The organism is Pseudomonas sp. LB3P93, assembly GCF_054898025.1.
In genome coordinates this window covers 6,546,027-6,566,896 of sequence record NZ_CM142713.1, presented here as the reverse complement: position 1 = coordinate 6,566,896, position 20,870 = coordinate 6,546,027, and the positions used below count along the sequence as shown (strand labels likewise).

At 58.3% G+C, this 20,870-nt stretch carries 20 protein-coding genes and 2 pseudogenes; 21 read left to right on the top strand and 1 reads right to left on the bottom strand.

Annotated elements, in window-relative coordinates:
- The first annotated feature begins 42 nt into the window (after nucleotides 1–42).
- The 14 genes and pseudogenes from ACYZT8_RS30045 to ACYZT8_RS29980 all read left to right on the top strand — a co-directional run.
- Nucleotides 43–450: a F0F1 ATP synthase subunit I gene (locus ACYZT8_RS30045; RefSeq protein ID WP_007948092.1), complete on the top strand. Its 408-nt coding sequence runs from the start codon at nucleotides 43–45 to the stop codon at nucleotides 448–450.
- A gap of 16 nt (nucleotides 451–466) precedes the next feature.
- Entirely contained in the window at nucleotides 467–1,336 is an 870-nt protein-coding gene (gene atpB, locus ACYZT8_RS30040; RefSeq protein WP_162437614.1) for a F0F1 ATP synthase subunit A, read from the top strand.
- 133 nt (nucleotides 1,337–1,469) lie between these two features.
- Nucleotides 1,470–1,727, top strand: a complete 258-nt coding sequence (gene atpE, locus ACYZT8_RS30035) for a F0F1 ATP synthase subunit C (RefSeq protein ID WP_002555987.1) — start codon at nucleotides 1,470–1,472, stop codon at nucleotides 1,725–1,727.
- A gap of 56 nt (nucleotides 1,728–1,783) precedes the next feature.
- On the top strand, nucleotides 1,784–2,254 hold the full coding sequence (locus ACYZT8_RS30030; protein ID WP_131059033.1) for a F0F1 ATP synthase subunit B: 471 nt from the start codon (nucleotides 1,784–1,786) through the stop codon (nucleotides 2,252–2,254).
- 12 nt (nucleotides 2,255–2,266) lie between these two features.
- Nucleotides 2,267–2,803, top strand: coding sequence for a F0F1 ATP synthase subunit delta (locus tag ACYZT8_RS30025; RefSeq protein ID WP_109626976.1), 537 nt, complete (start codon nucleotides 2,267–2,269; stop codon nucleotides 2,801–2,803).
- A 21-nt stretch (nucleotides 2,804–2,824) separates the two neighbouring features.
- Nucleotides 2,825–4,369 (top strand): F0F1 ATP synthase subunit alpha, encoded by a 1,545-nt coding sequence (gene atpA / locus ACYZT8_RS30020; protein WP_008007884.1) that lies wholly within the window; start codon nucleotides 2,825–2,827, stop codon nucleotides 4,367–4,369.
- Between the two features lie 50 nt (nucleotides 4,370–4,419).
- Nucleotides 4,420–5,280 (top strand): F0F1 ATP synthase subunit gamma, encoded by an 861-nt coding sequence (gene atpG, locus ACYZT8_RS30015; RefSeq protein WP_461978118.1) that lies wholly within the window; start codon nucleotides 4,420–4,422, stop codon nucleotides 5,278–5,280.
- A gap of 27 nt (nucleotides 5,281–5,307) precedes the next feature.
- Nucleotides 5,308–6,687: a F0F1 ATP synthase subunit beta gene (gene atpD, locus ACYZT8_RS30010; protein ID WP_008155715.1), complete on the top strand. Its 1,380-nt coding sequence runs from the start codon at nucleotides 5,308–5,310 to the stop codon at nucleotides 6,685–6,687.
- A 45-nt stretch (nucleotides 6,688–6,732) separates the two neighbouring features.
- Nucleotides 6,733–7,158, top strand: a complete 426-nt coding sequence (locus ACYZT8_RS30005; protein ID WP_010465460.1) for a F0F1 ATP synthase subunit epsilon — start codon at nucleotides 6,733–6,735, stop codon at nucleotides 7,156–7,158.
- 116 nt (nucleotides 7,159–7,274) lie between these two features.
- Complete coding sequence (gene glmU, locus ACYZT8_RS30000) at nucleotides 7,275–8,642, top strand: bifunctional UDP-N-acetylglucosamine diphosphorylase/glucosamine-1-phosphate N-acetyltransferase GlmU (protein WP_461978115.1); 1,368 nt, start codon at nucleotides 7,275–7,277, stop codon at nucleotides 8,640–8,642.
- 216 nt (nucleotides 8,643–8,858) lie between these two features.
- Nucleotides 8,859–9,635 carry a DeoR/GlpR family DNA-binding transcription regulator gene (locus ACYZT8_RS29995; protein WP_461978113.1) on the top strand — a complete coding sequence of 259 codons (777 nt, stop codon included), beginning with the start codon at nucleotides 8,859–8,861 and terminating at the stop codon, nucleotides 9,633–9,635.
- Nucleotide 9,636: 1 nt separating this feature from the next.
- Nucleotides 9,637–11,469: a glutamine--fructose-6-phosphate transaminase (isomerizing) gene (glmS, locus tag ACYZT8_RS29990; RefSeq protein ID WP_461978111.1), complete on the top strand. Its 1,833-nt coding sequence runs from the start codon at nucleotides 9,637–9,639 to the stop codon at nucleotides 11,467–11,469.
- Between the two features lie 161 nt (nucleotides 11,470–11,630).
- Nucleotides 11,631–12,770, top strand: coding sequence for a TniQ family protein (locus ACYZT8_RS29985; protein ID WP_461978109.1), 1,140 nt, complete (start codon nucleotides 11,631–11,633; stop codon nucleotides 12,768–12,770).
- A 113-nt stretch (nucleotides 12,771–12,883) separates the two neighbouring features.
- Nucleotides 12,884–13,192, top strand: a pseudogene (locus ACYZT8_RS29980) (hypothetical protein); the annotation flags it as partial.
- Here the strand turns inward: ACYZT8_RS29980 and ACYZT8_RS29975 are convergent.
- The gene (locus tag ACYZT8_RS29975; RefSeq protein WP_461978107.1) at nucleotides 13,191–13,568 is read right to left on the bottom strand and encodes a TnsD family Tn7-like transposition protein; all 378 of its coding nucleotides are present in this window, start codon (nucleotides 13,566–13,568) and stop codon (nucleotides 13,191–13,193) included. The pseudogene ACYZT8_RS29980 and the gene ACYZT8_RS29975 sit on opposite strands and share 2 nt — an antisense overlap.
- A gap of 157 nt (nucleotides 13,569–13,725) precedes the next feature.
- Between ACYZT8_RS29975 and ACYZT8_RS29970 the strand changes: the two are divergent.
- From ACYZT8_RS29970 to ACYZT8_RS29940, 7 genes and pseudogenes are all read left to right on the top strand, one after another.
- A pseudogene (locus ACYZT8_RS29970) lies at nucleotides 13,726–13,899 on the top strand (LysR family transcriptional regulator); the annotation flags it as partial.
- A gap of 258 nt (nucleotides 13,900–14,157) precedes the next feature.
- Nucleotides 14,158–14,727, top strand: coding sequence for a type 1 glutamine amidotransferase family protein (locus tag ACYZT8_RS29965; RefSeq protein ID WP_461978105.1), 570 nt, complete (start codon nucleotides 14,158–14,160; stop codon nucleotides 14,725–14,727).
- Nucleotides 14,728–15,419: 692 nt separating this feature from the next.
- Complete coding sequence (locus ACYZT8_RS29960; protein WP_461978103.1) at nucleotides 15,420–16,541, top strand: hypothetical protein; 1,122 nt, start codon at nucleotides 15,420–15,422, stop codon at nucleotides 16,539–16,541.
- On the top strand, nucleotides 16,534–17,535 hold the full coding sequence (locus ACYZT8_RS29955; RefSeq protein ID WP_461978101.1) for a phosphopantetheine-binding protein: 1,002 nt from the start codon (nucleotides 16,534–16,536) through the stop codon (nucleotides 17,533–17,535). Before ACYZT8_RS29960 ends, ACYZT8_RS29955 begins: the two co-directional genes overlap by 8 nt.
- Nucleotides 17,532–18,887, top strand: a complete 1,356-nt coding sequence (locus tag ACYZT8_RS29950; RefSeq protein WP_461978099.1) for a serine hydroxymethyltransferase — start codon at nucleotides 17,532–17,534, stop codon at nucleotides 18,885–18,887. The genes ACYZT8_RS29955 and ACYZT8_RS29950 overlap by 4 nt, the downstream gene beginning before the upstream one ends.
- A gap of 91 nt (nucleotides 18,888–18,978) precedes the next feature.
- Nucleotides 18,979–19,713 (top strand): flavodoxin family protein, encoded by a 735-nt coding sequence (locus ACYZT8_RS29945; RefSeq protein ID WP_461978097.1) that lies wholly within the window; start codon nucleotides 18,979–18,981, stop codon nucleotides 19,711–19,713.
- Nucleotides 19,714–19,745: 32 nt separating this feature from the next.
- Entirely contained in the window at nucleotides 19,746–20,864 is a 1,119-nt protein-coding gene (locus ACYZT8_RS29940; protein ID WP_461978095.1) for a DNA glycosylase AlkZ-like family protein, read from the top strand.
- Nucleotides 20,865–20,870 lie beyond the last annotated feature (6 nt).

Here is a 20,870-nt window from a genome sequence, read left to right as displayed (position 1 = left end):
AGTTATTGAATTCTGGCAGCCGATCATTGGGGAGCAAAAACGATGGAGAGCCGCACGCCAAACCGCTTGCCGTTCCATCGCCTGGCAGTTTTTCCGGTCTTACTGGCTCAATTTGTCGTTTTGGTACTGGCCGCTTTGGCGCTCTGGTACTGGCATGGAGTCGTAGCCGGGTACTCAGGACTCTGCGGAGGCCTGATAGCCTTGCTGCCCAATGTTTATTTCGCTCACAGGGCATTTCGGTTTTCCGGCGCCCGAGCAGCTCAAGCCATCGTCCGGTCTTTTTATGCCGGTGAGGCGGGCAAACTGATTTTGACGGCAGTGCTCTTTGCATTGACGTTCGCAGGTGTGAAGCCATTGGCGCCGCTAGCTGTATTCGGCGTCTTCGTGTTGACCCAACTGGTCAGCTGGTTCGCGCCCCTGCTGATGAGAACAAGACTTTCGAGACCTTAGGGCGTTTGAGGCAACCATGGCAGAGACAACCGCTTCGGGCTATATCCAGCACCACTTGCAGAACCTGACCTTCGGTCAGCACCCAACTGGCGGGTGGGGTTTTGCCCACACCGCAGCAGAAGCCAAAGAAATGGGCTTCTGGGCTTTCCACGTCGATACCCTCGGCTGGTCGGTCGCGTTGGGTCTGATCTTCGTTCTTCTTTTCCGCATGGCGGCAAAGAAGGCGACTTCGGGTCAGCCTGGTGCTTTGCAGAACTTCGTTGAAGTATTGGTCGAATTCGTCGATGGCAGCGTGAAAGACAGCTTCCATGGCCGTAGCCCGGTGATTGCACCGTTGGCACTGACCATCTTCGTCTGGGTCTTCCTGATGAACGCCGTCGACCTGATCCCGGTCGACTGGATTCCTCAGCTGGCCATCCTGATCACTGGTGATGCGCACATTCCTTTCCGTGCCGTATCGACCACTGACCCGAACGCTACCCTGGGCATGGCCCTGTCGGTGTTCGCGTTGATCATTTTCTACAGCATCAAGGTCAAGGGCATCGGCGGCTTCATCGGCGAACTGACCCTGCACCCGTTCGGCAGCAAGAATATCTTTCTTCAAGCGCTGCTGATTCCGGTGAACTTCCTGCTGGAGTTCGTGACGCTGATCGCCAAGCCTATCTCCCTGGCACTGCGTCTGTTCGGCAACATGTACGCCGGCGAGCTGGTCTTCATTCTGATTGCTGTGATGTTCGGCAGCGGTCTGCTCTGGCTTAGCGGCCTGGGCGTAGTTCTGCAGTGGGCGTGGGCTGTGTTCCACATCCTGATCATCACCCTGCAGGCGTTTATCTTCATGATGTTGACCATCGTTTACTTGTCGATGGCGCACGAAGAGAACCATTAAGACCAGTCTCGACTAGTCTGATGTCCCACTCGGTCAAACGAGTGGGTGCCCGAACAGGGCTATGAAACGATTTGTTTTACCGCTTTAAAATCTAAAAAACCTAAACCATACGACGTAAAAGTCGGGAGGAAAGATGGAAACTGTAGTTGGTCTAACCGCTATCGCTGTTGCACTGTTGATCGGCCTGGGCGCACTGGGTACCGCAATTGGTTTCGGCCTGTTGGGCGGCAAGTTCCTGGAAGGCGCAGCGCGTCAGCCAGAAATGGTTCCAATGCTGCAAGTTAAAATGTTCATCGTTGCCGGTCTGCTCGACGCCGTAACCATGATCGGTGTTGGTATCGCTCTGTTCTTCACTTTCGCGAACCCATTCGTTGGTCAACTCGCTGGCTAATTACTCGAACCTTCGAGTAATTGGTGTGATGTGCAACGAACGAGCGAGGTGTTGGCGTGAACATTAATGCAACCCTGATTGGCCAGTCCGTTGCGTTCTTCATTTTTGTACTGTTTTGCATGAAGTTCGTGTGGCCTCCGGTCATCGCGGCTTTGCACGAACGTCAGAAGAAGATCGCGGATGGACTGGACGCTGCCGCCCGAGCAGCTCGCGACCTGGAGCTGGCCCAAGATAAAGCGGGTCAGCAACTGCGCGAAGCAAAAGCTCAGGCAGCCGAAATCATTGAGCAAGCCAAGAAACGCGGTAACCAGATCGTCGAAGAGGCTGTTGAAAAAGCCCGCATCGACGCTGACCGTGTGAAGGTTCAGGCTCAGGCCGAGATCGAGCAGGAACTGAACAGTGTCAAAGACGCGCTGCGTACCCAACTGGGTAGCCTGGCAGTCTCCGGCGCCGAGAAGATCCTGGGTTCCACAATCGATCAAAACGCGCACGCGGAGCTGGTAAACAAACTGGCTGCTGAAATTTAAGCGAGGGCGATCATGGCAGAATTGACCACGTTGGCCCGACCTTACGCTAAGGCAGCCTTCGAGCACGCCCAGGCCCACCAGCAACTGGCCTCTTGGTCAGCCATGCTCGGCCTGGCTGCAGCAGTGTCGCAAGACGACACTATGCAGCGCGTGCTCAAGGCCCCGCGACTGACGAGCGCAGACAAGGCCGCCACGTTTATTGACGTGTGCGGCGACAAGTTTGATGCCAAGGCACAGAACTTCATTCACGTCGTTGCCGAAAACGACCGTCTCCCGCTGTTGCCGGAGATCGCCGCTCTGTTCGACCTGTACAAGGCCGAACAAGAGAAATCGGTAGACGTTGAAGTCACCAGTGCTTTTGCATTGAACCAAGAACAGCAAGACAAACTCGCCAAGGTTCTCAGTGCACGACTCAACCGGGAAGTGCGCCTGCAAGTCGAGGAAGACAAATCCCTTATTGGGGGCATTGTCATCCGCGCCGGCGACCTGGTTATCGATGGCTCGGTTCGCGGCAAACTCGCGAGCCTTGCCGAAGCATTGAAATCTTGAGTTTGAAGGGGCAGCAGAGCAATGCAGCAACTCAATCCTTCCGAAATAAGTGAAATTATCAAGGGCCGCATCGACAAGCTCGATGTGACCTCCCAAGCCCGTAACGAAGGCACTGTCGTCAGCGTATCTGACGGTATCGTGCGGATTCACGGTCTGGCCGACGTCATGTACGGCGAGATGATCGAGTTTCCGGGCGGCGTCTTCGGTATGGCTCTCAACCTGGAGCAAGACTCCGTAGGTGCCGTTGTATTGGGCTCCTACCAGTCTCTGGCTGAAGGCATGAGCGCCAAGTGCACCGGCCGCATCCTCGAAGTTCCGGTTGGTAAGGAACTGCTGGGTCGCGTAGTCGACGCACTGGGTAACCCAGTTGACGGCAAAGGTCCGCTGAACAACACCGAGACCGATGCGGTCGAGAAAGTTGCTCCAGGCGTGATCTGGCGTAAGTCGGTAGACCAGCCTGTACAGACTGGCTACAAGGCTGTCGATGCCATGATCCCTGTCGGCCGTGGCCAGCGTGAGCTGATCATCGGTGACCGTCAGATCGGTAAAACCGCTCTGGCGATCGACGCGATCATCAACCAGAAAGACAGCGGCATTTTCTGCGTCTACGTAGCAATCGGTCAGAAACAATCGACCATCGCTAACGTGGTTCGCAAGCTGGAAGAAAACGGCGCACTGGCTAACACCATCGTCGTGGCAGCGAGCGCTTCGGAATCTGCAGCACTGCAATTCCTGGCACCGTACTCCGGTTGCACCATGGGTGAATTCTTCCGCGACCGCGGTGAAGACGCGCTGATCGTTTATGACGATCTGTCCAAGCAAGCAGTGGCTTACCGCCAGATTTCCCTGCTGCTGCGCCGTCCACCAGGCCGTGAAGCTTACCCAGGCGACGTGTTCTATCTCCACTCCCGTCTGCTGGAGCGCGCATCCCGCGTTTCGGAAGAATACGTAGAGAAGTTCACCAACGGCGCAGTGACCGGCAAAACCGGTTCCCTGACCGCACTGCCGATCATCGAAACCCAGGCTGGCGACGTTTCCGCGTTCGTTCCGACCAACGTGATTTCCATCACCGACGGTCAGATCTTCCTGGAATCGGCCATGTTCAACTCCGGGATCCGTCCTGCTGTGAACGCCGGTGTTTCGGTATCCCGTGTGGGTGGTGCCGCTCAGACCAAGATCATCAAGAAGCTCTCCGGTGGTATCCGTACCGCTCTGGCTCAGTACCGTGAACTGGCGGCATTCGCCCAGTTCGCTTCTGACCTGGACGAAGCGACCCGTAAGCAACTTGAGCATGGTCAGCGCGTTACCGAGCTGATGAAGCAGAAGCAATACGCACCAATGTCGATCGCTGACATGGCGCTGTCGCTGTATGCCGCTGAGCGTGGGTTCCTGACTGACGTCGAAATCGCCAAGATCGGCAGCTTTGAACAAGCGCTGATTGCTTTCTTCAACCGCGATCACGCCGATTTGATGGCGAAGATCAACGTGAAGGGTGACTTCAATGACGAAATCGACGCTGGCATGAAAGCCGGTATCGAGAAGTTCAAGGCCACCCAAACCTGGTAAGCCGCAGCGGGGGCCGAAAGGCTCCCGCTTGCTAACCTGATAGGTGTTACATGGCAGGCGCAAAAGAGATTCGCAGTAAGATTGCGAGCATCAAAAGCACGCAAAAGATTACCAGCGCCATGGAAAAAGTGGCGGTCAGTAAAATGCGCAAGGCACAAATGCGCATGGCTGCTAGCCGTCCTTACGCGGAGCGCATCCGCCAGGTTATTGGCCATCTGGCCAACGCCAACCCGGAATATCGCCACCCGTTCATGCTCGACCGTGAAGTAAAGCGCGTCGGTTATGTCGTGGTGAGCAGTGACCGTGGTCTGTGTGGTGGCTTGAACACCAACCTGTTCAAGGCCCTGGTCAAGGACATGGCGGTAAACCGCGAAAACGGCGTCGAGATCGATCTGTGTGTAGTTGGTAGCAAGGGTGCGGCTTTCTTCCGCAACTTCGGCGGTAACGTCGTTGCAGCTATCAGCCACCTGGGTGAAGAGCCGTCGATCAATGACCTGATCGGCAGCGTCAAGGTGATGCTGGATGCCTACCTGGACGGCCGTATTGACCGCCTGTCCGTGGTGTCCAACAAGTTCATCAACACCATGACGCAAACGCCTACGGTGGAGCAGTTGATTCCGCTGGTGGCAACCCCGGATCAAGGACTCAAGCACCACTGGGATTATCTGTACGAACCGGACGCCAAAGAGCTGCTTGACGGCTTGATGGTCCGTTACGTGGAGTCGCAGGTCTACCAGGCGGTGGTCGAGAACAACGCGGCTGAACAGGCTGCGCGGATGATCGCGATGAAGAACGCTACCGACAACGCCGGTGATTTGATCAGCGATTTGCAGCTGGTCTACAACAAGGCGCGTCAGGCTGCGATCACCCAAGAGATCTCGGAAATCGTCGGCGGCGCTGCTGCGGTTTAACGGTTCAAATATTCAGAGGATCCAGCTATGAGTAGCGGACGTATCGTTCAAATCATCGGCGCCGTTATCGACGTGGAATTTCCACGCGACAGCGTACCGAGCATCTACAACGCGCTGAAAGTAGTGAGCGCGGCTGAAACCACCCTCGAAGTTCAGCAACAGCTGGGCGACGGCGTGGTTCGTACCATTGCGATGGGTTCCACCGAAGGCTTGAAGCGCGGTCTGGAAGTCACCGACTCTGGCGCTGCCATCTCCGTACCGGTCGGTAAAGCGACTCTGGGCCGGATCATGGACGTTCTGGGTAACCCGATCGACGAAGCTGGTCCGATCGACACCGAAGAGCGCTGGGGCATTCACCGTCCTGCGCCAACCTTCGCTGAACAAGCGGGCGGCAACGACCTGCTGGAAACCGGCATCAAGGTTATCGACCTGGTTTGCCCGTTCGCCAAGGGTGGTAAAGTCGGTCTGTTCGGTGGTGCCGGTGTAGGCAAAACCGTAAACATGATGGAACTGATCCGTAACATCGCCATCGAGCACAGCGGTTATTCCGTGTTCGCCGGTGTGGGTGAGCGTACTCGTGAGGGTAACGACTTCTACCACGAGATGAAGGATTCCAACGTTCTGGACAAAGTGGCACTGGTTTACGGTCAGATGAACGAGCCGCCGGGTAACCGTCTGCGCGTAGCACTGACCGGCCTGACCATGGCCGAGAAGTTCCGTGACGAAGGTAACGACGTTCTGCTGTTCGTCGACAACATCTATCGTTACACCCTGGCCGGTACTGAAGTATCCGCACTGCTGGGCCGTATGCCTTCCGCAGTAGGTTACCAGCCGACCCTGGCCGAAGAGATGGGTACTCTGCAAGAGCGTATCACTTCGACCAAGAACGGTTCGATCACCTCGATCCAAGCGGTATACGTACCTGCGGATGACTTGACTGACCCGTCGCCAGCGACCACCTTCGCCCACTTGGACGCTACCGTCGTTCTGTCCCGTGACATCGCTTCCCTGGGTATCTACCCAGCGGTCGATCCACTCGACTCGACTTCGCGCCAGCTGGACCCGAACGTAATCGGCCAGGACCACTACGACACCGCTCGCGGCGTACAGTATGTTCTGCAACGTTACAAAGAACTGAAGGACATCATTGCGATCCTGGGTATGGACGAGCTGTCGGAAGCCGACAAGCAGTTGGTAAACCGTGCTCGTAAGATCCAGCGTTTCTTGTCGCAGCCGTTCTTCGTGGCTGAAGTCTTCACCGGTGCATCGGGTAAATACGTTTCCCTGAAAGACACCATTGCTGGCTTCAAAGGCATCCTCAACGGTGACTACGACCACCTGCCAGAACAAGCGTTCTACATGGTCGGCGGCATCGAAGAAGCGATCGAGAAAGCCAAGAAACTGTAATCCCGGCGCCCGGCAACGGGCGCTCATTTAGGTTGAGGCAATCAGATGGCTATGACAGTCCATTGCGATATCGTCAGCGCGGAAGGAGAAATCTTTTCCGGTCTGGTCGAGATGGTGGTTGCGCACGGTGCACTGGGTGATCTTGGTATCGCCTTGGGTCACGCGCCGCTGATCACCAATCTCAAGCCGGGTCCGATCCGCCTGATCAAGCAGGGCGGGGAAGAGGAGGTGTATTACATCTCCGGTGGTTTCCTCGAGGTTCAGCCGAACATGGTCAAGGTTCTTGCCGACACCGTGCAACGTGCTGCCGACCTGGACGAAGCCTCCGCTCAGGAAGCCGTTAAGGCTGCCGAGAAGGCCTTGCATGAGCGGGGCGCGGAATTCGATTACGGTTCTGCTGCCGCACGTCTGGCCGAGGCTGCAGCTCAGCTGCGCACCGTCCAGCAGATCCGCAAGAAGTTTGGCCACTAATAGGCCATTGCTTGTTGCGCGATTGATTAAAAAGGGTAGCCTCGGCTACCCTTTTTTCTTTTCCGACTTTCATAAACTGGTCGCAGCCGCTGACCACCCAGGATTGGTAGCCAGTCATGTCTCTTGAAATCGTTATCCTCGCTGCCGGCCAAGGCACTCGCATGCGTTCGGCATTGCCAAAAGTCCTGCACCCGATTGCCGGCAATTCGATGCTTGGCCATGTTATCCACAGCGCCCGACAACTTGATCCACAGCGCATCCACGTGGTGATTGGCCATGGCGCCGAAGCGGTGCGCGAGCGCCTGGCGGCGGACGATCTGAATTTCGTCCTGCAGGACAAACAGTTGGGTACCGGTCATGCGGTGGCTCAGGCTGTGCCGTTCATCGAATCCGACACCGTGCTGATCCTGTACGGTGACGTACCGTTAATTGAAGTCGAAACCCTGCAACGTCTGCTGAAGAAAGTCGCTGCACAGCAACTGGGCTTACTCACCGTTGAGCTGGACGACCCGACCGGTTATGGCCGCATCGTCCGCGATGCCGCCGGCAAGGTCACGGCCATCGTCGAGCAGAAAGACGCCAACGAAACCGAGCGCGCAATCACCGAAGGCAACACCGGCATCCTGGCGCTGCCTTTCGCGCAACTGGGCGGTTGGATGAGCCGTCTCTCTAACAACAATGCCCAGGGCGAGTACTACCTGACAGACGTGATCGCGATGGCGGTCAGCGATGGTCTGGTGGTGGCCACCGAGCAACCCCATGACGCCATGGAAGTGCAGGGCGCCAACGATCGCAAGCAGCTTTCCGAGCTCGAGCGTCACTATCAATTGCGCGCCGGTCGCCGTTTGATGGCTCAAGGTGTGACCCTGCGTGACCCGGCCCGTTTCGACGTACGCGGTGAAGTCACCGTTGGCCGCGACGTGCTGATCGATATCAACGTGATCCTCGAAGGCAAGGTCGTCATTGAAGATGACGTGGTGATCGGCCCGAACTGCGTGATCAAGGACAGCACCCTGCGCAAAGGCGTAGTGATCAAGGCCAACAGCCATATCGAAGGCGCGATTCTGGGCGAAGGCAGCGATGCCGGTCCATTCGCACGCCTGCGTCCAGGTACAGTGCTTGAGGCGCGCGCGCATGTGGGTAACTTTGTCGAGTTGAAAAATGCTCATCTGGGTGAAGGCGCCAAGGCTGGTCACCTGACGTACCTTGGGGACGCCGAGATCGGCGCGCGCACCAACATTGGTGCGGGCACCATCACCTGCAATTACGACGGCGCCAACAAATGGAAAACCGTGTTGGGTGAGGATGTGTTCATTGGTTCCAACAACTCGTTGGTGGCGCCTGTGGATATCTCTTCCGGTGCGACCACCGCGGCCGGTTCGACCATTACCCAGAATGTGGATAACGCACAGTTGGCGGTGGGTCGGGCTCGTCAGAAGAACATTGATGGCTGGAAACGGCCTGTGAAGATCAAGAAGAGCTGAGTTATCCACAATGGATTCTCAGGCTTGAGTTATTCACAACCTGATCAGTTGTAATCGCGGGCAAGCCCGCTCCTACAAAGTTTTTATTGGACCTTGTGGGAGCGGGCTTGCCCGCGATGCTTTTATCCACAGAATTTTTCTTGCGCAGGCTTGACGAAATTTCGCCGATAGGTTTTGATTGCTTCCGTTATCTTTCGAATCGAAACTTACCCGCTCATGTCGAAACGCAATACACCCCAACGCCGCCACAATATCCTCGCTTTGCTTACTGAGCAGGGCGAAGTCAGTGTGGACGAGCTGGCCAAGCGCTTCGAAACTTCGGAAGTTACGGTTCGCAAGGATTTGGCCGCGCTTGAGAGTAATGGCCTGTTGCTGCGCCGTTATGGCGGAGCGATCACCATGCCTCAGGAACTGGTCGCCGATATCGGCCAACCGGTCTCCAAATACAAACAAGCCATTGCCCGTGCCGCCGTTACGCGGATTCGCGAGCATGCGCGGATTATCATCGACAGCGGCAGCACCACCGCCGCCATGATTCCGGAACTCGGCCAGCAGCCGGGTCTGGTGGTGATGACCAATTCCCTGCACGTTGCCAATGCATTAAGCGAACTCGAACACGAACCGGTGCTGTTGATGACCGGTGGCACCTGGGATCCGCATTCCGAATCCTTTCAGGGGCAGGTCGCCGAGCAGGTATTACGCTCTTACGATTTCGACCAGTTGTTCATCGGTGCCGATGGCATCGATCTGGTTCGCGGCACCACCACCTTCAATGAATTGCTGGGGCTGAGCCGGGTTATGGCTGATGTCGCCCGTGAAGTGATCGTGATGGTGGAGGCCGACAAGATCGGCCGCAAGATTCCCAACCTGGAACTGCCCTGGAGCAGCGTCCATACCCTTATTACCGATGAACGCCTGCCGGTTGCGGCACGCGATCAGATTCAGGCCCGCGGCATCAATTTGATTTGCGCGGCTGTCAGTCAGGAGAAATAGCATGTGTGGAATTGTCGGCGCAGTTGCAGAACGTAATATCACCGCCATCCTGCTCGAAGGCCTCAAGCGCCTGGAATACCGTGGCTATGACAGCGCCGGTGTGGCGGTCTTCACCAACGATGAAAAGCTTGAGCGCATGCGTCGTCCAGGCAAGGTCAGCGAGCTGGAAATCGCCCTTGAAGCCGAACCGCTGGTTGGTCGCCTCGGCATCGCCCACACCCGTTGGGCCACTCACGGTGCGCCGTGCGAGCGCAACGCGCACCCGCATTTCTCCGGCGACCTGGCCGTGGTGCACAACGGCATCATCGAAAACCACGAAGCCCTGCGCGAACAACTGAAAGCACTGGGTTACGTGTTCACTTCCGACACCGACACCGAAGTCATCGCTCACCTGCTGAACCACAAACTCAAGGACATGCGCGACCTGACCGTGGCCCTCAAAGCCACCGTCAAAGAGCTGCACGGTGCTTATGGTCTGGCCGTTATCAGCGCCGATCAGCCGGATCGCCTGGTAGCAGCGCGCAGCGGCAGCCCGTTGGTGATTGGCCTGGGCCTGGGTGAAAACTTCCTCGCTTCCGATCAGTTGGCCCTGCGTCAGGTCACCGACCGTTTCATGTACCTGGAAGAAGGCGATATTGCCGAAATTCGCCGTGACAGCGTGCACATCTGGGACGTGAACGGCCAAGCCGTTGAGCGCGAAACCGTGCAGTATCGTGACGGCGCCGAAGCAGCCGACAAAGGCGAGTTCCGCCACTTCATGCTCAAAGAAATCCACGAGCAACCGGCCGTGGTTCAACGCACCCTCGAAGGTCGTCTGAGCCCCAACGGTGTCTTGGTACAAGCTTTCGGCCCACAAGCTGCCGAGTTGTTCGCCAAAGTGCGCAACGTGCAGATCGTTGCCTGCGGCACCAGCTACCACGCCGGTATGGTTGCCCGTTACTGGCTGGAAGAACTGGCCGGTATCCCGTGCCAGGTCGAAGTCGCCAGCGAATTCCGCTACCGCAAAGTCGTGGTCCAGCCAGACACCCTGTTCGTGACCATCTCCCAGTCCGGCGAAACCGCCGACACCCTGGCCGCCCTGCGCAACGCCAAGGAACTGGGCTTCCTCGCCAGCCTGGCAATCTGCAACGTCGGCATCAGCTCGCTGGTGCGTGAATCCGACCTGACCCTGCTGACCCAGGCCGGTCGCGAAATCGGCGTGGCCTCGACCAAAGCGTTCACTACTCAATTGGTCGGTTTGCTGTTGCTGACCCTGTCCCTCGGTCAGGTTCGCGGCACGTTGGCCAAAGGCGTCGAAGCGACCCTGGTTGAAGAACTGCGTCGCCTGCCAACCCGTCTGGGCGAAGCCCTGGCCATGGACAGCACCGTGGAGAAAATCGCCGAACTGTTCGCCGAGAAGAACCACACCCTGTTCCTCGGTCGTGGCGCGCAATTCCCGGTAGCGATGGAAGGCGCCCTGAAACTCAAGGAAATCTCCTACATCCACGCTGAAGCCTACCCGGCGGGCGAGCTGAAGCACGGCCCGTTGGCGCTTGTGGATAACGACATGCCCGTGGTCACCGTGGCGCCGAACAACGAACTGCTGGAGAAGCTCAAGTCCAACCTCCAGGAAGTCCGCGCCCGTGGCGGCCAGTTGATCGTCTTCGCAGACGAAAAAGCTGGCATGACCAATGGCGAAGGCACCCACGTTGTGCACATGCCGCATATCCACGACATCCTGTCGCCGATCCTCTACACCATCCCGCTGCAGTTGTTGTCGTACTACGTGGCGGTGTTGAAAGGCACGGACGTTGACCAGCCGCGGAACCTGGCGAAGTCGGTGACGGTGGAGTAATTCGAAAGACGCAGGGGCACGATACTGATCTTGAAGATTAAAAACTGTCGCTAAAGATTAAAGACTGTCGCAGAGGGAGGGAGCCGCGCCTGACTTCCTCTCTCGAGACGGTCTTCCTTCCTCACCGTTGCCTCTCACGCAACTTGCTTCGGCGCTCCTCAATGCCATTGCAAATACAACCCGATGAATCGCTCGCGTCATACGTGCGGCGTAACCTTCTTCTCAGCTGGCACATCAACGTTCCCCCCACCTTCCAGCAGCTTGCTACTCGTCACGTGCTGAAAACCATTGATGTGAAAAGGCTCGCGGAGGCCATGGGTTGGTCAGGATGCTACGGCTTCAATCGGTTAGTTCACAGCCACACCATGATGGCGTCGACTCACGTCTTCAAAGGACATTGGGACCACGCCTACTCAGGAAAGCAGTACATTTCTGAAGGTGAACGCTTCAGCGTGTGGGATGCCTCGTTCTGTCCAGAATGTGTCCGTGAGGACCTGAAGGTTCGCGGCTTCTCCTACTGGCGGCGGTACGTCGCCCCCTATGCGACCGTATGCTTCAAGCACAACGCAGTCCTCCATCATCAGTGCCCATTCTGTGATAAGCCTTTCAACCGCGTGGGGCATGACCTCGATGTCATGTGGAGAAAGTGCCGCGGCCGGCACCTCGCTGACACACCTACGGTACCCAATGAAGATCCCACGGCATTTCGTCGCGCAAAGATCTACCACCAGCTTTGCACCTCAACCCGTCACATTTCCAATGTGCATGCGGCCGACGCTGCTTGGGAGAAAGCCGCTGCACTCATCCCAGATATGCAAGGTGCAGCAGCTGCAAAAATGGAGTCCCTGCACGACGAGTTGGGGATGTTACGCAACGCGCTGGAGGCCACGCGGACCGGTGGCAGGGACCAAATTATGGCCAACGTGAATGCTCGGATTTGCGATGCGGTGGTGGGGGTGTATGAGAGCTGTGATGACTTTGCAGCGGACCTCAGATCGTTGGCGCAGGGCGGTCGGGCTGCCGACTCACTGTGGTGCACCTACCAATCAGGCGGCAGCGAGTCAGCCCATTTTGTCGATGAAAACTATGAGCACGGCGTGGGATATTGGTCCTGTCCAAATCCCAGTCCGCACTCGGGCGAGCACACTAGCGCTGACGGTTACTGCTGCCGGCGCCAAAAAATCTACCCGTGCTACAACCTCCCGCACCCTACAGGTAGGCTGAATGACCTGAAGCCGATCACAGTCGCACCACTCCCCGGAATTCCGATGGTGGCGTCGACGGGCGTGAGCTGCCTCTGACAGCTCAGAGAGCCAGAGATAGACTTAACCACAAACCTTAATTGAAGAGTGTGATGAGCGTCCAGTAGCTAACCCAAGAGCAGGCTACGGTAGGACTCAAGACTGTTCTTCGGATAATCCGCGGCTGGCAGGCGTCGCCTGGGCACGCCTGTAAGATCCTGCGAATTTCTCGTTCTACCCTCCGCCGCGCCGAAGAGGAAATACGCACCGCCCTCAGTTTGGACGTCGACCAGCAGCGAATCGGGCTTATCCTGCGCATCCACGCCACGCTGCGGACGGTTTTTGCCAACCAGGCGAATGTTACGAACTGTCCAGGGATTCCAAACGGCAACGCGTTTTTCGACGGTCGTTCGCCTTTGGACGTCATGGTACAAGGAGACCTGATTTCGCTCTATGAGACCTACAAGCGTATCGATCAACTCACTGAATGGATTCGAATAATTCAGCGTCCCGTTTCAACCAATCTATGTTCGAATGATTTCCTCGCCGGTCGCTGGGAAGTTGCTCTATCTGTGAGTTTAGCCATAGCTGGTCATTACGATAGAGCCAGATATATGCGTGAGGAATATACGAGCGCACTCGTTTAACACCAAAGTCAGGATAAGATTCCATCGCCGATAGCCATGCCTGTCTGTAAGCATTCGTATTAGACGATTTCCTCTGAGCCATCCACAGCTCTCGAATATGCGGTTCGGAACGCAGTAACTTATTTATTGTTGATATCGTAACTTTGAAGGATGTGCAGACTGCCTGTTTATCTTCGCCATTCGACAATCTTTCTAGAATTGATAAGCGCACGGGTGTTAACGCCAACGCTGAATTGACCCACGTGCTGACGTGCGATTAACCCACCCTCAAGTCAACACAAATCCAGTAAAAGTAGTGGTTATCGAGGAGTCTGCCCGGGTCAGTGATATCTCGGCAACTGGGTCAATTCGGCGCCGGCGCCAACAGGCTGGACGTCAGCGCTGACGTGAGCGCCGGGCGACTGGTCGTGTTGCTGGCGGATCATCCGGGCAACGCTTCGCCGTTAAGCATGGTCTGTCCGCACCGCAAGCAGATTTCTCCTGCCGTTTCGCAACTCTATACGTGGTTGAGAAGCCAGTTTTCCCGAATGGAGCCTGTTTGAACCTGGGCGTCTGGCTTTAAGTCTCCCAGGTAAGAACGGCGGGCTGCGCAGCGTACCGAAACACCCTCTCAACGTTTCACGCCTGAATATGCCGCCGCGTTGATCACTGTCATTGTCAGTTGAAACACACACTGCCAATACTCAGCCACATCATTCATCAGCCCCGCTGGCGTCTACACTCGACGGCCATGCCCACCAGGACAACCCTGCTGGGCAGGTTGCTGCTGATTATCATGGAAACTTGAGAAGGACACTCAAATGGTACGTGCCGTTACTATTCTCACCGAGAATTTTTCTGACTGGGAGCCCGCGCTGATCAACTCCACGGGCCGCGCCTACTATGGCTTCGAGACTTGTTTTGCCGCTCCCGGTGGCAAGCAAGTGACATCATCCGGAGGCATGACCATCATCCCCAACCTGGCCATCGAGGCCATTCGGCTGGACGATGTCGACTTGCTGATTGTGACGGGAGGCCCGATCTGGAAAACAGACAAGGCACCCGCCATCGAGGCGCTGGTCCGTGAGGCCCACGACAGGAACATCGTCGTGGCGGGAATCTGTGACGGTACCCGCGTACTGGCCAAGGCTGGAGTGCTGGATCACTTGCAGCACACCTCCAATTCCGTTGACAACCTGAAGCAGGTGCATTATCGCGGAGCAGATTATTACCAGGACGTACCGTACGCCGTTGCCGACCAGGGTGTGGTCACGGCTCCCGGCAGCGCGCCGGTCAGTTTCATGGCGCAAATTCTCGACACCTTGGGTTTGAACGACAAGAAGCTGGATGCCTACCTGGCCATGCATGCGGCTGAACATATTCACGGCTGAACCCTTCCCTCTATCTCTCCCCTCACCTCGGCGCTGCGGCCTGTTACCGGGCCGTAGCGCACTTCACCGTTGAACCACTCCTCCAATACTGCACTGACAACAACCCCTGTTTGTTCTCCACTGCTGAACCGCAGTTCCAGATCGTCCGACAATTATTCTTAATAATCGGAAAAATCTTACTTGCGGTTACGACATTTCCGACTAAGGTTACTCCGCATGACGCGTAGGGGTTCCTTGGCTCCATAAGGACGAGTTTGGAGCCGTGTCAAAGGATGCATTATTGAGATCGCCAAGAGGCGACACTTTTCGACCAAAGCTAAGGAATGGCTAAATGTTTTTCTCTGCCGACATGACTGTGGCTCGATGCCTGCCGCACTCGCTTGTGTCCCCGGCTTTCAGCACCTCATCCCATGAGCGAACTGCTGTAAGCAATAACTCCCATACCCTCAGAGCCGTGCCCGAGATGACGTCAGGCTCTCTCCTTAGCGTGCGCCTTAGAAATTGATTGGCCCGCTCATAGCCAGTAAATCACCGACACATTTTTACGACATGACTGACTGAGTCTGTCGTACAAAAACCTGTGCGCGTTTTATGTCTTTCCCGCTGAACGGGAGAGATGCGAGTGCCCGGGAATGTGCTCCCCAATGGATCGAGATCGCCGCCGGCTGCTGCCTGTGCGTCGAGGATCTGACATGCCAAAAATAACAGTTGAACGCTCGACCAAAGATTCGACCGAGCAGATGAGCATGACGCAAGCACTTGCCGATGCCAGGCTGAGTGTCGAGGCCAAGGCCATGGTCGCCCAAGGCATCTACGCCGGGGTCGCTCAGGAAGTTTCCATCGTCATACCGGTCAAAACTGCGATCCATCCGGATTTGGGACTTTTGCGTCAGTTGGTGATCGCTGGATGGGGCGAAGCGCTTGGCCAGTATCTTGAAGTGCTCGATCTGGGGGGAGACGGCGCTCCAGAGGCCTTGCGCAAGGTTCAGCTGGCTGTCAGATCCGGCACTGCGCTATTTGCCGCCGGCAGCCTGACCACCCGCACTGGAGTGCACTGCCTGGTCTCGATCCATCATGGGTTGGCCGACGAACATAGCCTTGAGGTGCTGGCACGACAGCTACAAACAGAAGACATCGACTCGGCCCTGATGTGCATGCGTCGAGGGCGCGAACGCCATGGCGAATACATCCAGGCACAAGCACAGCTCGCGGAAGTTGATGGCGCGCAGCTGACCGCTGCGGCGCACGCCATGACCCCCGTGCGTTTGCTGCAAACCGGGCGCTTGGCCTTCGACATCCAACGGCAGCGCATCAGCCTGCAACGCACCCTGGACATCGCCTCGATCAATGCCGACAAGCCGCCCGTGGCGAAACTCCTGGGCTGCCTGCAGCGGGCCGGTGTCATCGCCGAGGGCGACACCCTGTGTTCGTCGCACAACTGGCGCGAGGCTCACCAGCAGGATGCCATCGGCATGATGACGGGTCTTGTTCCACACTCCGTGGCGACCCTTGGAGCGCTTGTGCTTCCCGGGCAAATCAGCCTTGAAGCATGCGCCCGTCGCTCTCCGGCTGCGCGCCAGGCGCTGGCCTGCTGCCGCGCGTCCGAGCTGTTCATCAATGGTGCCGGTCGACGCGGCATCCCGGCTTCACACGTGATGAGTGCCGCTTTTCCGGTCGGCATCGACATACGGCGTACCGGCGCTTCGCAACTGCTCCTGGAACTCGAGGGACCGTTTTGCAACGCCAGCGCAGCCACCAATCTGCTCAATGAACTCGCTGATGTATTTATGGATAGGAGTGAATGGAATGACTGAAAACATCCAGCTTGATGAACACGCTCTGGCTGATGAAGTGGCTCGCGTCTGCGCCACTTTTGCCGAGGTGCTCAACCTGCCGAGTGTCGGCCACGAGGACAACTTCTTCAACCTCGGCGGCGACTCCTTTGACGCGATTCGCGTGATGTCGCGGCTGTCTTGCAATTTGCCCATAGTGACTCTTTTCGAGCACCCGACGGCAGCGGGTCTTGCTCAACGCATTGTCTGCGCCGCCGCCCGACAAGCCGCACGTCTGGTCTGTTTTGGCGACGTGCAAGCAGCCGCGGGTTCGACCGCGGTGATTGCGGTGCCTTTCGGCGGCGGAGACGCCACGGCCTACCGCAATCTGTTTCAAGGTAATCCGGATGTGCAGGTGTTCGGCGTGGACTTCGGTGATACCGAGGTGGAGAACGCCGCGGATTTTCAAAGTCTGCTCGACAGCCTTGCCAGCGACATCGAAGAAATCGGCGCTGCCCATCTGGTGATCTATGGCCACTGCGCAGGCGCGGCGACCGCCGCGTGCATTGCCTCAAACATGGCCGCCCACCACAACCACCTCGCTCTGGTGGTGGCCGCCTCGCGCCCGGTGCTGGATGCAGACGCCGCGATTCGTGCGGCTGAAACCACCTCGGACCAGATCTGGACCGACTACTTGCGATCGCTGGGGGCCTTCACCGGACTGCTCGACAGTCAGGTCGAGAGCATGCTGGCTCGCGGTCGAAGAGACCACCTGATCGCCTGCGAAGCCTATCGCTACCTGACGCAGTACCCGGCCAATGGCGTATCGGCACTGGTGCTGCTGGGCGACGAGGATCCGGCCACCGCCGAGCCTGAAGTCGTATTGGCGCAATGGGGCAAGTTCATCAACGTCACCCAAGCCGCCACCCTCGCCGGTGGCGGGCACTACTTCGTGCGTACCCATGCGCACGAGGTCGAGGAAACCGTGCTGTCTTTTGCAGCACACAACACCAAAGGAAGGGATAGCAAGTCATGACAGTCAATCATCAACCACTTCTGACCCAGGCTGATCTGCTCAAGCGTGGCCTGGCCGATCTGCAGGAACATGATGCCGAACTGGCGCGGATCCTCGACGCCGAGGTCGCTCGCCAGCAACGCACGCTCTCTCTGGTGGCCTCTTGCTGCGCTGTCAAGCCGCGCACTCTGGCCGCGTCGTCCTCCGTGCTGGTCAACGTGACCGCCGAAGGTGTGCCCGGACGCCGCTATCACGCCGGATGCGAGAACGTCGACCTGGTCGAGTCTCTGGCGATCCAGCGTGCCCGCGAGCTGTTCTCTGCGCAGTACGCCGGTGTGCAGTCGCACTCGGCTTCCAGCGCCAACTATTCGGTACTCGCGGCTTTGCTCGAGCCTGGCGACACGCTGCTGGGCATGGCTCTGGATAACGGCGGCCACCTGACCCATGGCAGCCCCGTGACGTTCTCGGGCACTTACTACAACGCCATCGGCTATGGCACCACCAAGGAAGGCCTGATCGACTACGACGAAGTCCGCAGGCTGGCTTTGGAACATCGGCCGCGACTGATCATCTGCGGTGCCACGGCCTACTCCAGAGTCGTGGATTTCGAGCGCTTCCGCCGGATCGCCGACGAAGCCGGAGCCATCCTGATGGCCGACATCTCGCACATTGCCGGTCTGGTGGCAACCGGGCGGCATCCGAGCCCGATCGACGCTGCGCACGTCACCACCACCTGTACCCACAAGCAGCTCGCCGGCCCGCGTGGTGGCCTGATTCTCTCGGGCCGTGACGCCCACGGAAAAGTCCCTGGCCGTGAAGCGACGTTCAGCCGCGTGCTCGAACTGGCGGTGTTCCCGCGGATGCAAGGCGCACCGGCCGTCAACATGATGGCTGCCAAGGCCGCGGCACTGGGTTACGCCATGACCCCTGAGTTCGATGCCGAGATGCAGCGCATCCGCACTGCGGCGGACGTAATGGCCAGCGAATTCCAGGCCCGGGACTATGAAGTGGTGGGCGGTCGCAGCGAGAACCACACCATTCTGATCCGCCTGCGTGCAGCGATGACCGGCGCTATCGCCGAGACCGCGCTGGAGCACTGTGGAATTGTCGTCAACAAGAACCGTGTGCCCGGCGAAACCCGCTCGTCCTTCGTCACCAGTGGCCTGCGCATCGGTACCGGCGCCCTCGCCCAGCGTCATGTCGACCCACAGGGTTGCCGGGAGATCGTCGACCTGCTCTGCCGGATCCTGGACGCGGTGACGCCGCTCGGTGACAGCGAGTTCACCCTCGATCCGCTCCTGCGCCAGCAATTCTGCGCAGAGGCCGAGGCGCTTTGCGCGAAGTATCCGATCGCCGATTACCTCGCACGCTAAAAAAGTCTCCGGCAGCGCTGGAGGCATGGCACGACGGTCCGCCGATCGTCGTGCCCGGGAACAGGTAAAACTCTAAGGAGAGAGAAGCACCATGACGGACAAGATCAAGTATGTCGCCATCAATGGCTCGGAACGGGTGGATGGCAACAATGCCAGGGCGCTGGAGTGGGCGGCCGAGTACCTGGAAAAACAGGATGTCATTCTCGAAGTTTTCTCATTGGCCAACGCCAAAATCGACCCTTGCGGGGCCTGCGGTGATTGCAATTTTCGCAACGAACCCTGCGCCCAGAAAGATGACGCCGCGCGCGCCGTGCACCTCATGGAAGCCAGCGATGGCGTGATCTTCGCCTGTGCCGTGCATGGCTTTGGCGCAACCCCCCTGATGTCGGCGTTCCTGGAACGGGTCGGCACCGGGTTCCTGCGCCACGACCGCACCCTCACCAACAAAGTGGCCGGGGTCATGGTCACTGGTCGGCGCATGGGCCATGTCGAGGTCTACAACCAGATGCTCCAGTGCGCCTTGCTCAACCGCATGATCATGGTCGGCTACGGCTTCCCGGCGATGCTCGTGGGCGACAAGAAAGGCGAAGTGCTGGGTGACAAGGAAGGCATGGAGATGCTGCGTCGGATGCTCGATCGCATGGTGTCCATGACGCGTCTGATCCGCGACTACGAACAACTCACCGGGCAGCCGGCGCTGCCGGTCTCGGTGCCTGGGGAACGCCATCGCGAGGGTAACGACGGCAAGTTCTTCGTCCCGACCAAGTCCGACATGTACCAGGTCGAGGCCACTCGCAGTTGCAACTTCGATGTCGTCGGAGACTGAACAGCGCAGCCCCAGAGCCAATCGAGAATCATATGAGCATTAGAACTGCCTGCAATGGCCTCACCGACACTCTCCTGCGGGAATGGATGGTGTCGGAACACTTCGAGCGCCTGGCACAAGCAACGGTGGCACAGATAGCACAGGCCTATGTCGGCGTTTATTCGGCGCGGCCCACCAGTTGGCTGGCGGTCATGGCACGCAATCAAAACCTCGATCGCAAGAGCGTACTGGCGAAAGAAAACGACAGCGAGTTGTTGCGTATCCCGGGTATGCGGCGCTCCAAGTTCCTGCTGCCCGGCGAGCTGGCAGGCAACGTCTTTGCGGCCACTCGCCTGCCGTTGACCAACCACGAGTGGCGGCTACGGGACGTCGGGCTTGGCCTGGACGATTACCGACGCCTGCTGCCGGCGCTGATCACTTTGAGCACAGGCGCCGCCGTGCGTCTGCAAGACATCGCCAGTGCCCTCGAGCTGCCGGCGCCCCAGGCGCGGGCGTTGACGTCAGTGGCGACCTATGACGGCGCGTTGGTTCGCATACCGGCGGCCAATCATTGGTCGAATCGCTGGCTGTATTCGGCTGCACCCGAAGGCCTGTTGCCGGGTGACGGTGTGCCACTGGACCGCGACTCGTTGCTGCGTGACATCGCTGGGCGCTACGTCGAGCACTACGGACCGGTCACGGTCGATGACCTCGCCTGGTGGCTCGCGGTTTCAAAGGACACCGCGCGCACGCTGCTTCAAGCCTGCGCAGCCTGCCAGGTCGCCGATCAGATGTGGCATAGCGAGGCCGGGAAAGCGCGTCTTGAGCAGTTCCTGCAACGCGAGCAGAAACCCGCGAGCAAGCAGATCCGCTTTCTGCCGGCCTGGGACCCGTTGGTCATGGGCTATGCGCCCGGTTCCAGGCAGCGCGACTGCCTTGAACTGGAACGCATCGGCGGCTACGACCCGGCCGGTAACGGCCGGCCGGTGGTGCTCATCGGTGGCCGGGCTGCCGCAACCTGGCACACGGCGGCCAAGGGCAGCAAACGCGTCATCGCAGTCGATGCCTCGACACTGACTGACCAGGAACGTGCAGCCGTGCTTGAGGCTGCCACGGTTCTGGCGGAGCAGATCGGGGCTATTCACCAGATCGAAAACGAACTCACAGCGTGAAAACAG

Bases quoted from the DNA above. Each gene is read 5' to 3' on its own strand.
- atpE (WP_002555987.1), top strand. From the start codon at position 1,470: ATGGAAACTGTAGTTGGTCTAACCGCTATCGCTGTTGCACTGTTGATC.
- atpB (WP_162437614.1), top strand. From the start codon at position 467: ATGGCAGAGACAACCGCTTCGGGCTATATCCAGCACCACTTGCAGAAC.
- atpG (WP_461978118.1), top strand. From the start codon at position 4,420: ATGGCAGGCGCAAAAGAGATTCGCAGTAAGATTGCGAGCATCAAAAGC.
- ACYZT8_RS29940 (WP_461978095.1), top strand. From the start codon at position 19,746: ATGAGCATTAGAACTGCCTGCAATGGCCTCACCGACACTCTCCTGCGG.
- ACYZT8_RS29960 (WP_461978103.1), top strand. From the start codon at position 15,420: ATGCCAAAAATAACAGTTGAACGCTCGACCAAAGATTCGACCGAGCAG.
- ACYZT8_RS29950 (WP_461978099.1), top strand. From the start codon at position 17,532: ATGACAGTCAATCATCAACCACTTCTGACCCAGGCTGATCTGCTCAAG.
- glmS (WP_461978111.1), top strand. From the start codon at position 9,637: ATGTGTGGAATTGTCGGCGCAGTTGCAGAACGTAATATCACCGCCATC.
- ACYZT8_RS29945 (WP_461978097.1), top strand. From the start codon at position 18,979: ATGACGGACAAGATCAAGTATGTCGCCATCAATGGCTCGGAACGGGTG.
- glmU (WP_461978115.1), top strand. From the start codon at position 7,275: ATGTCTCTTGAAATCGTTATCCTCGCTGCCGGCCAAGGCACTCGCATG.
- ACYZT8_RS29995 (WP_461978113.1), top strand. From the start codon at position 8,859: ATGTCGAAACGCAATACACCCCAACGCCGCCACAATATCCTCGCTTTG.
- ACYZT8_RS29965 (WP_461978105.1), top strand. From the start codon at position 14,158: ATGGTACGTGCCGTTACTATTCTCACCGAGAATTTTTCTGACTGGGAG.
- ACYZT8_RS30025 (WP_109626976.1), top strand. From the start codon at position 2,267: ATGGCAGAATTGACCACGTTGGCCCGACCTTACGCTAAGGCAGCCTTC.
- ACYZT8_RS29955 (WP_461978101.1), top strand. From the start codon at position 16,534: ATGACTGAAAACATCCAGCTTGATGAACACGCTCTGGCTGATGAAGTG.
- ACYZT8_RS30005 (WP_010465460.1), top strand. From the start codon at position 6,733: ATGGCTATGACAGTCCATTGCGATATCGTCAGCGCGGAAGGAGAAATC.
- ACYZT8_RS29985 (WP_461978109.1), top strand. From the start codon at position 11,631: ATGCCATTGCAAATACAACCCGATGAATCGCTCGCGTCATACGTGCGG.
- atpA (WP_008007884.1), top strand. From the start codon at position 2,825: ATGCAGCAACTCAATCCTTCCGAAATAAGTGAAATTATCAAGGGCCGC.
- atpD (WP_008155715.1), top strand. From the start codon at position 5,308: ATGAGTAGCGGACGTATCGTTCAAATCATCGGCGCCGTTATCGACGTG.
- ACYZT8_RS30045 (WP_007948092.1), top strand. From the start codon at position 43: ATGGAGAGCCGCACGCCAAACCGCTTGCCGTTCCATCGCCTGGCAGTT.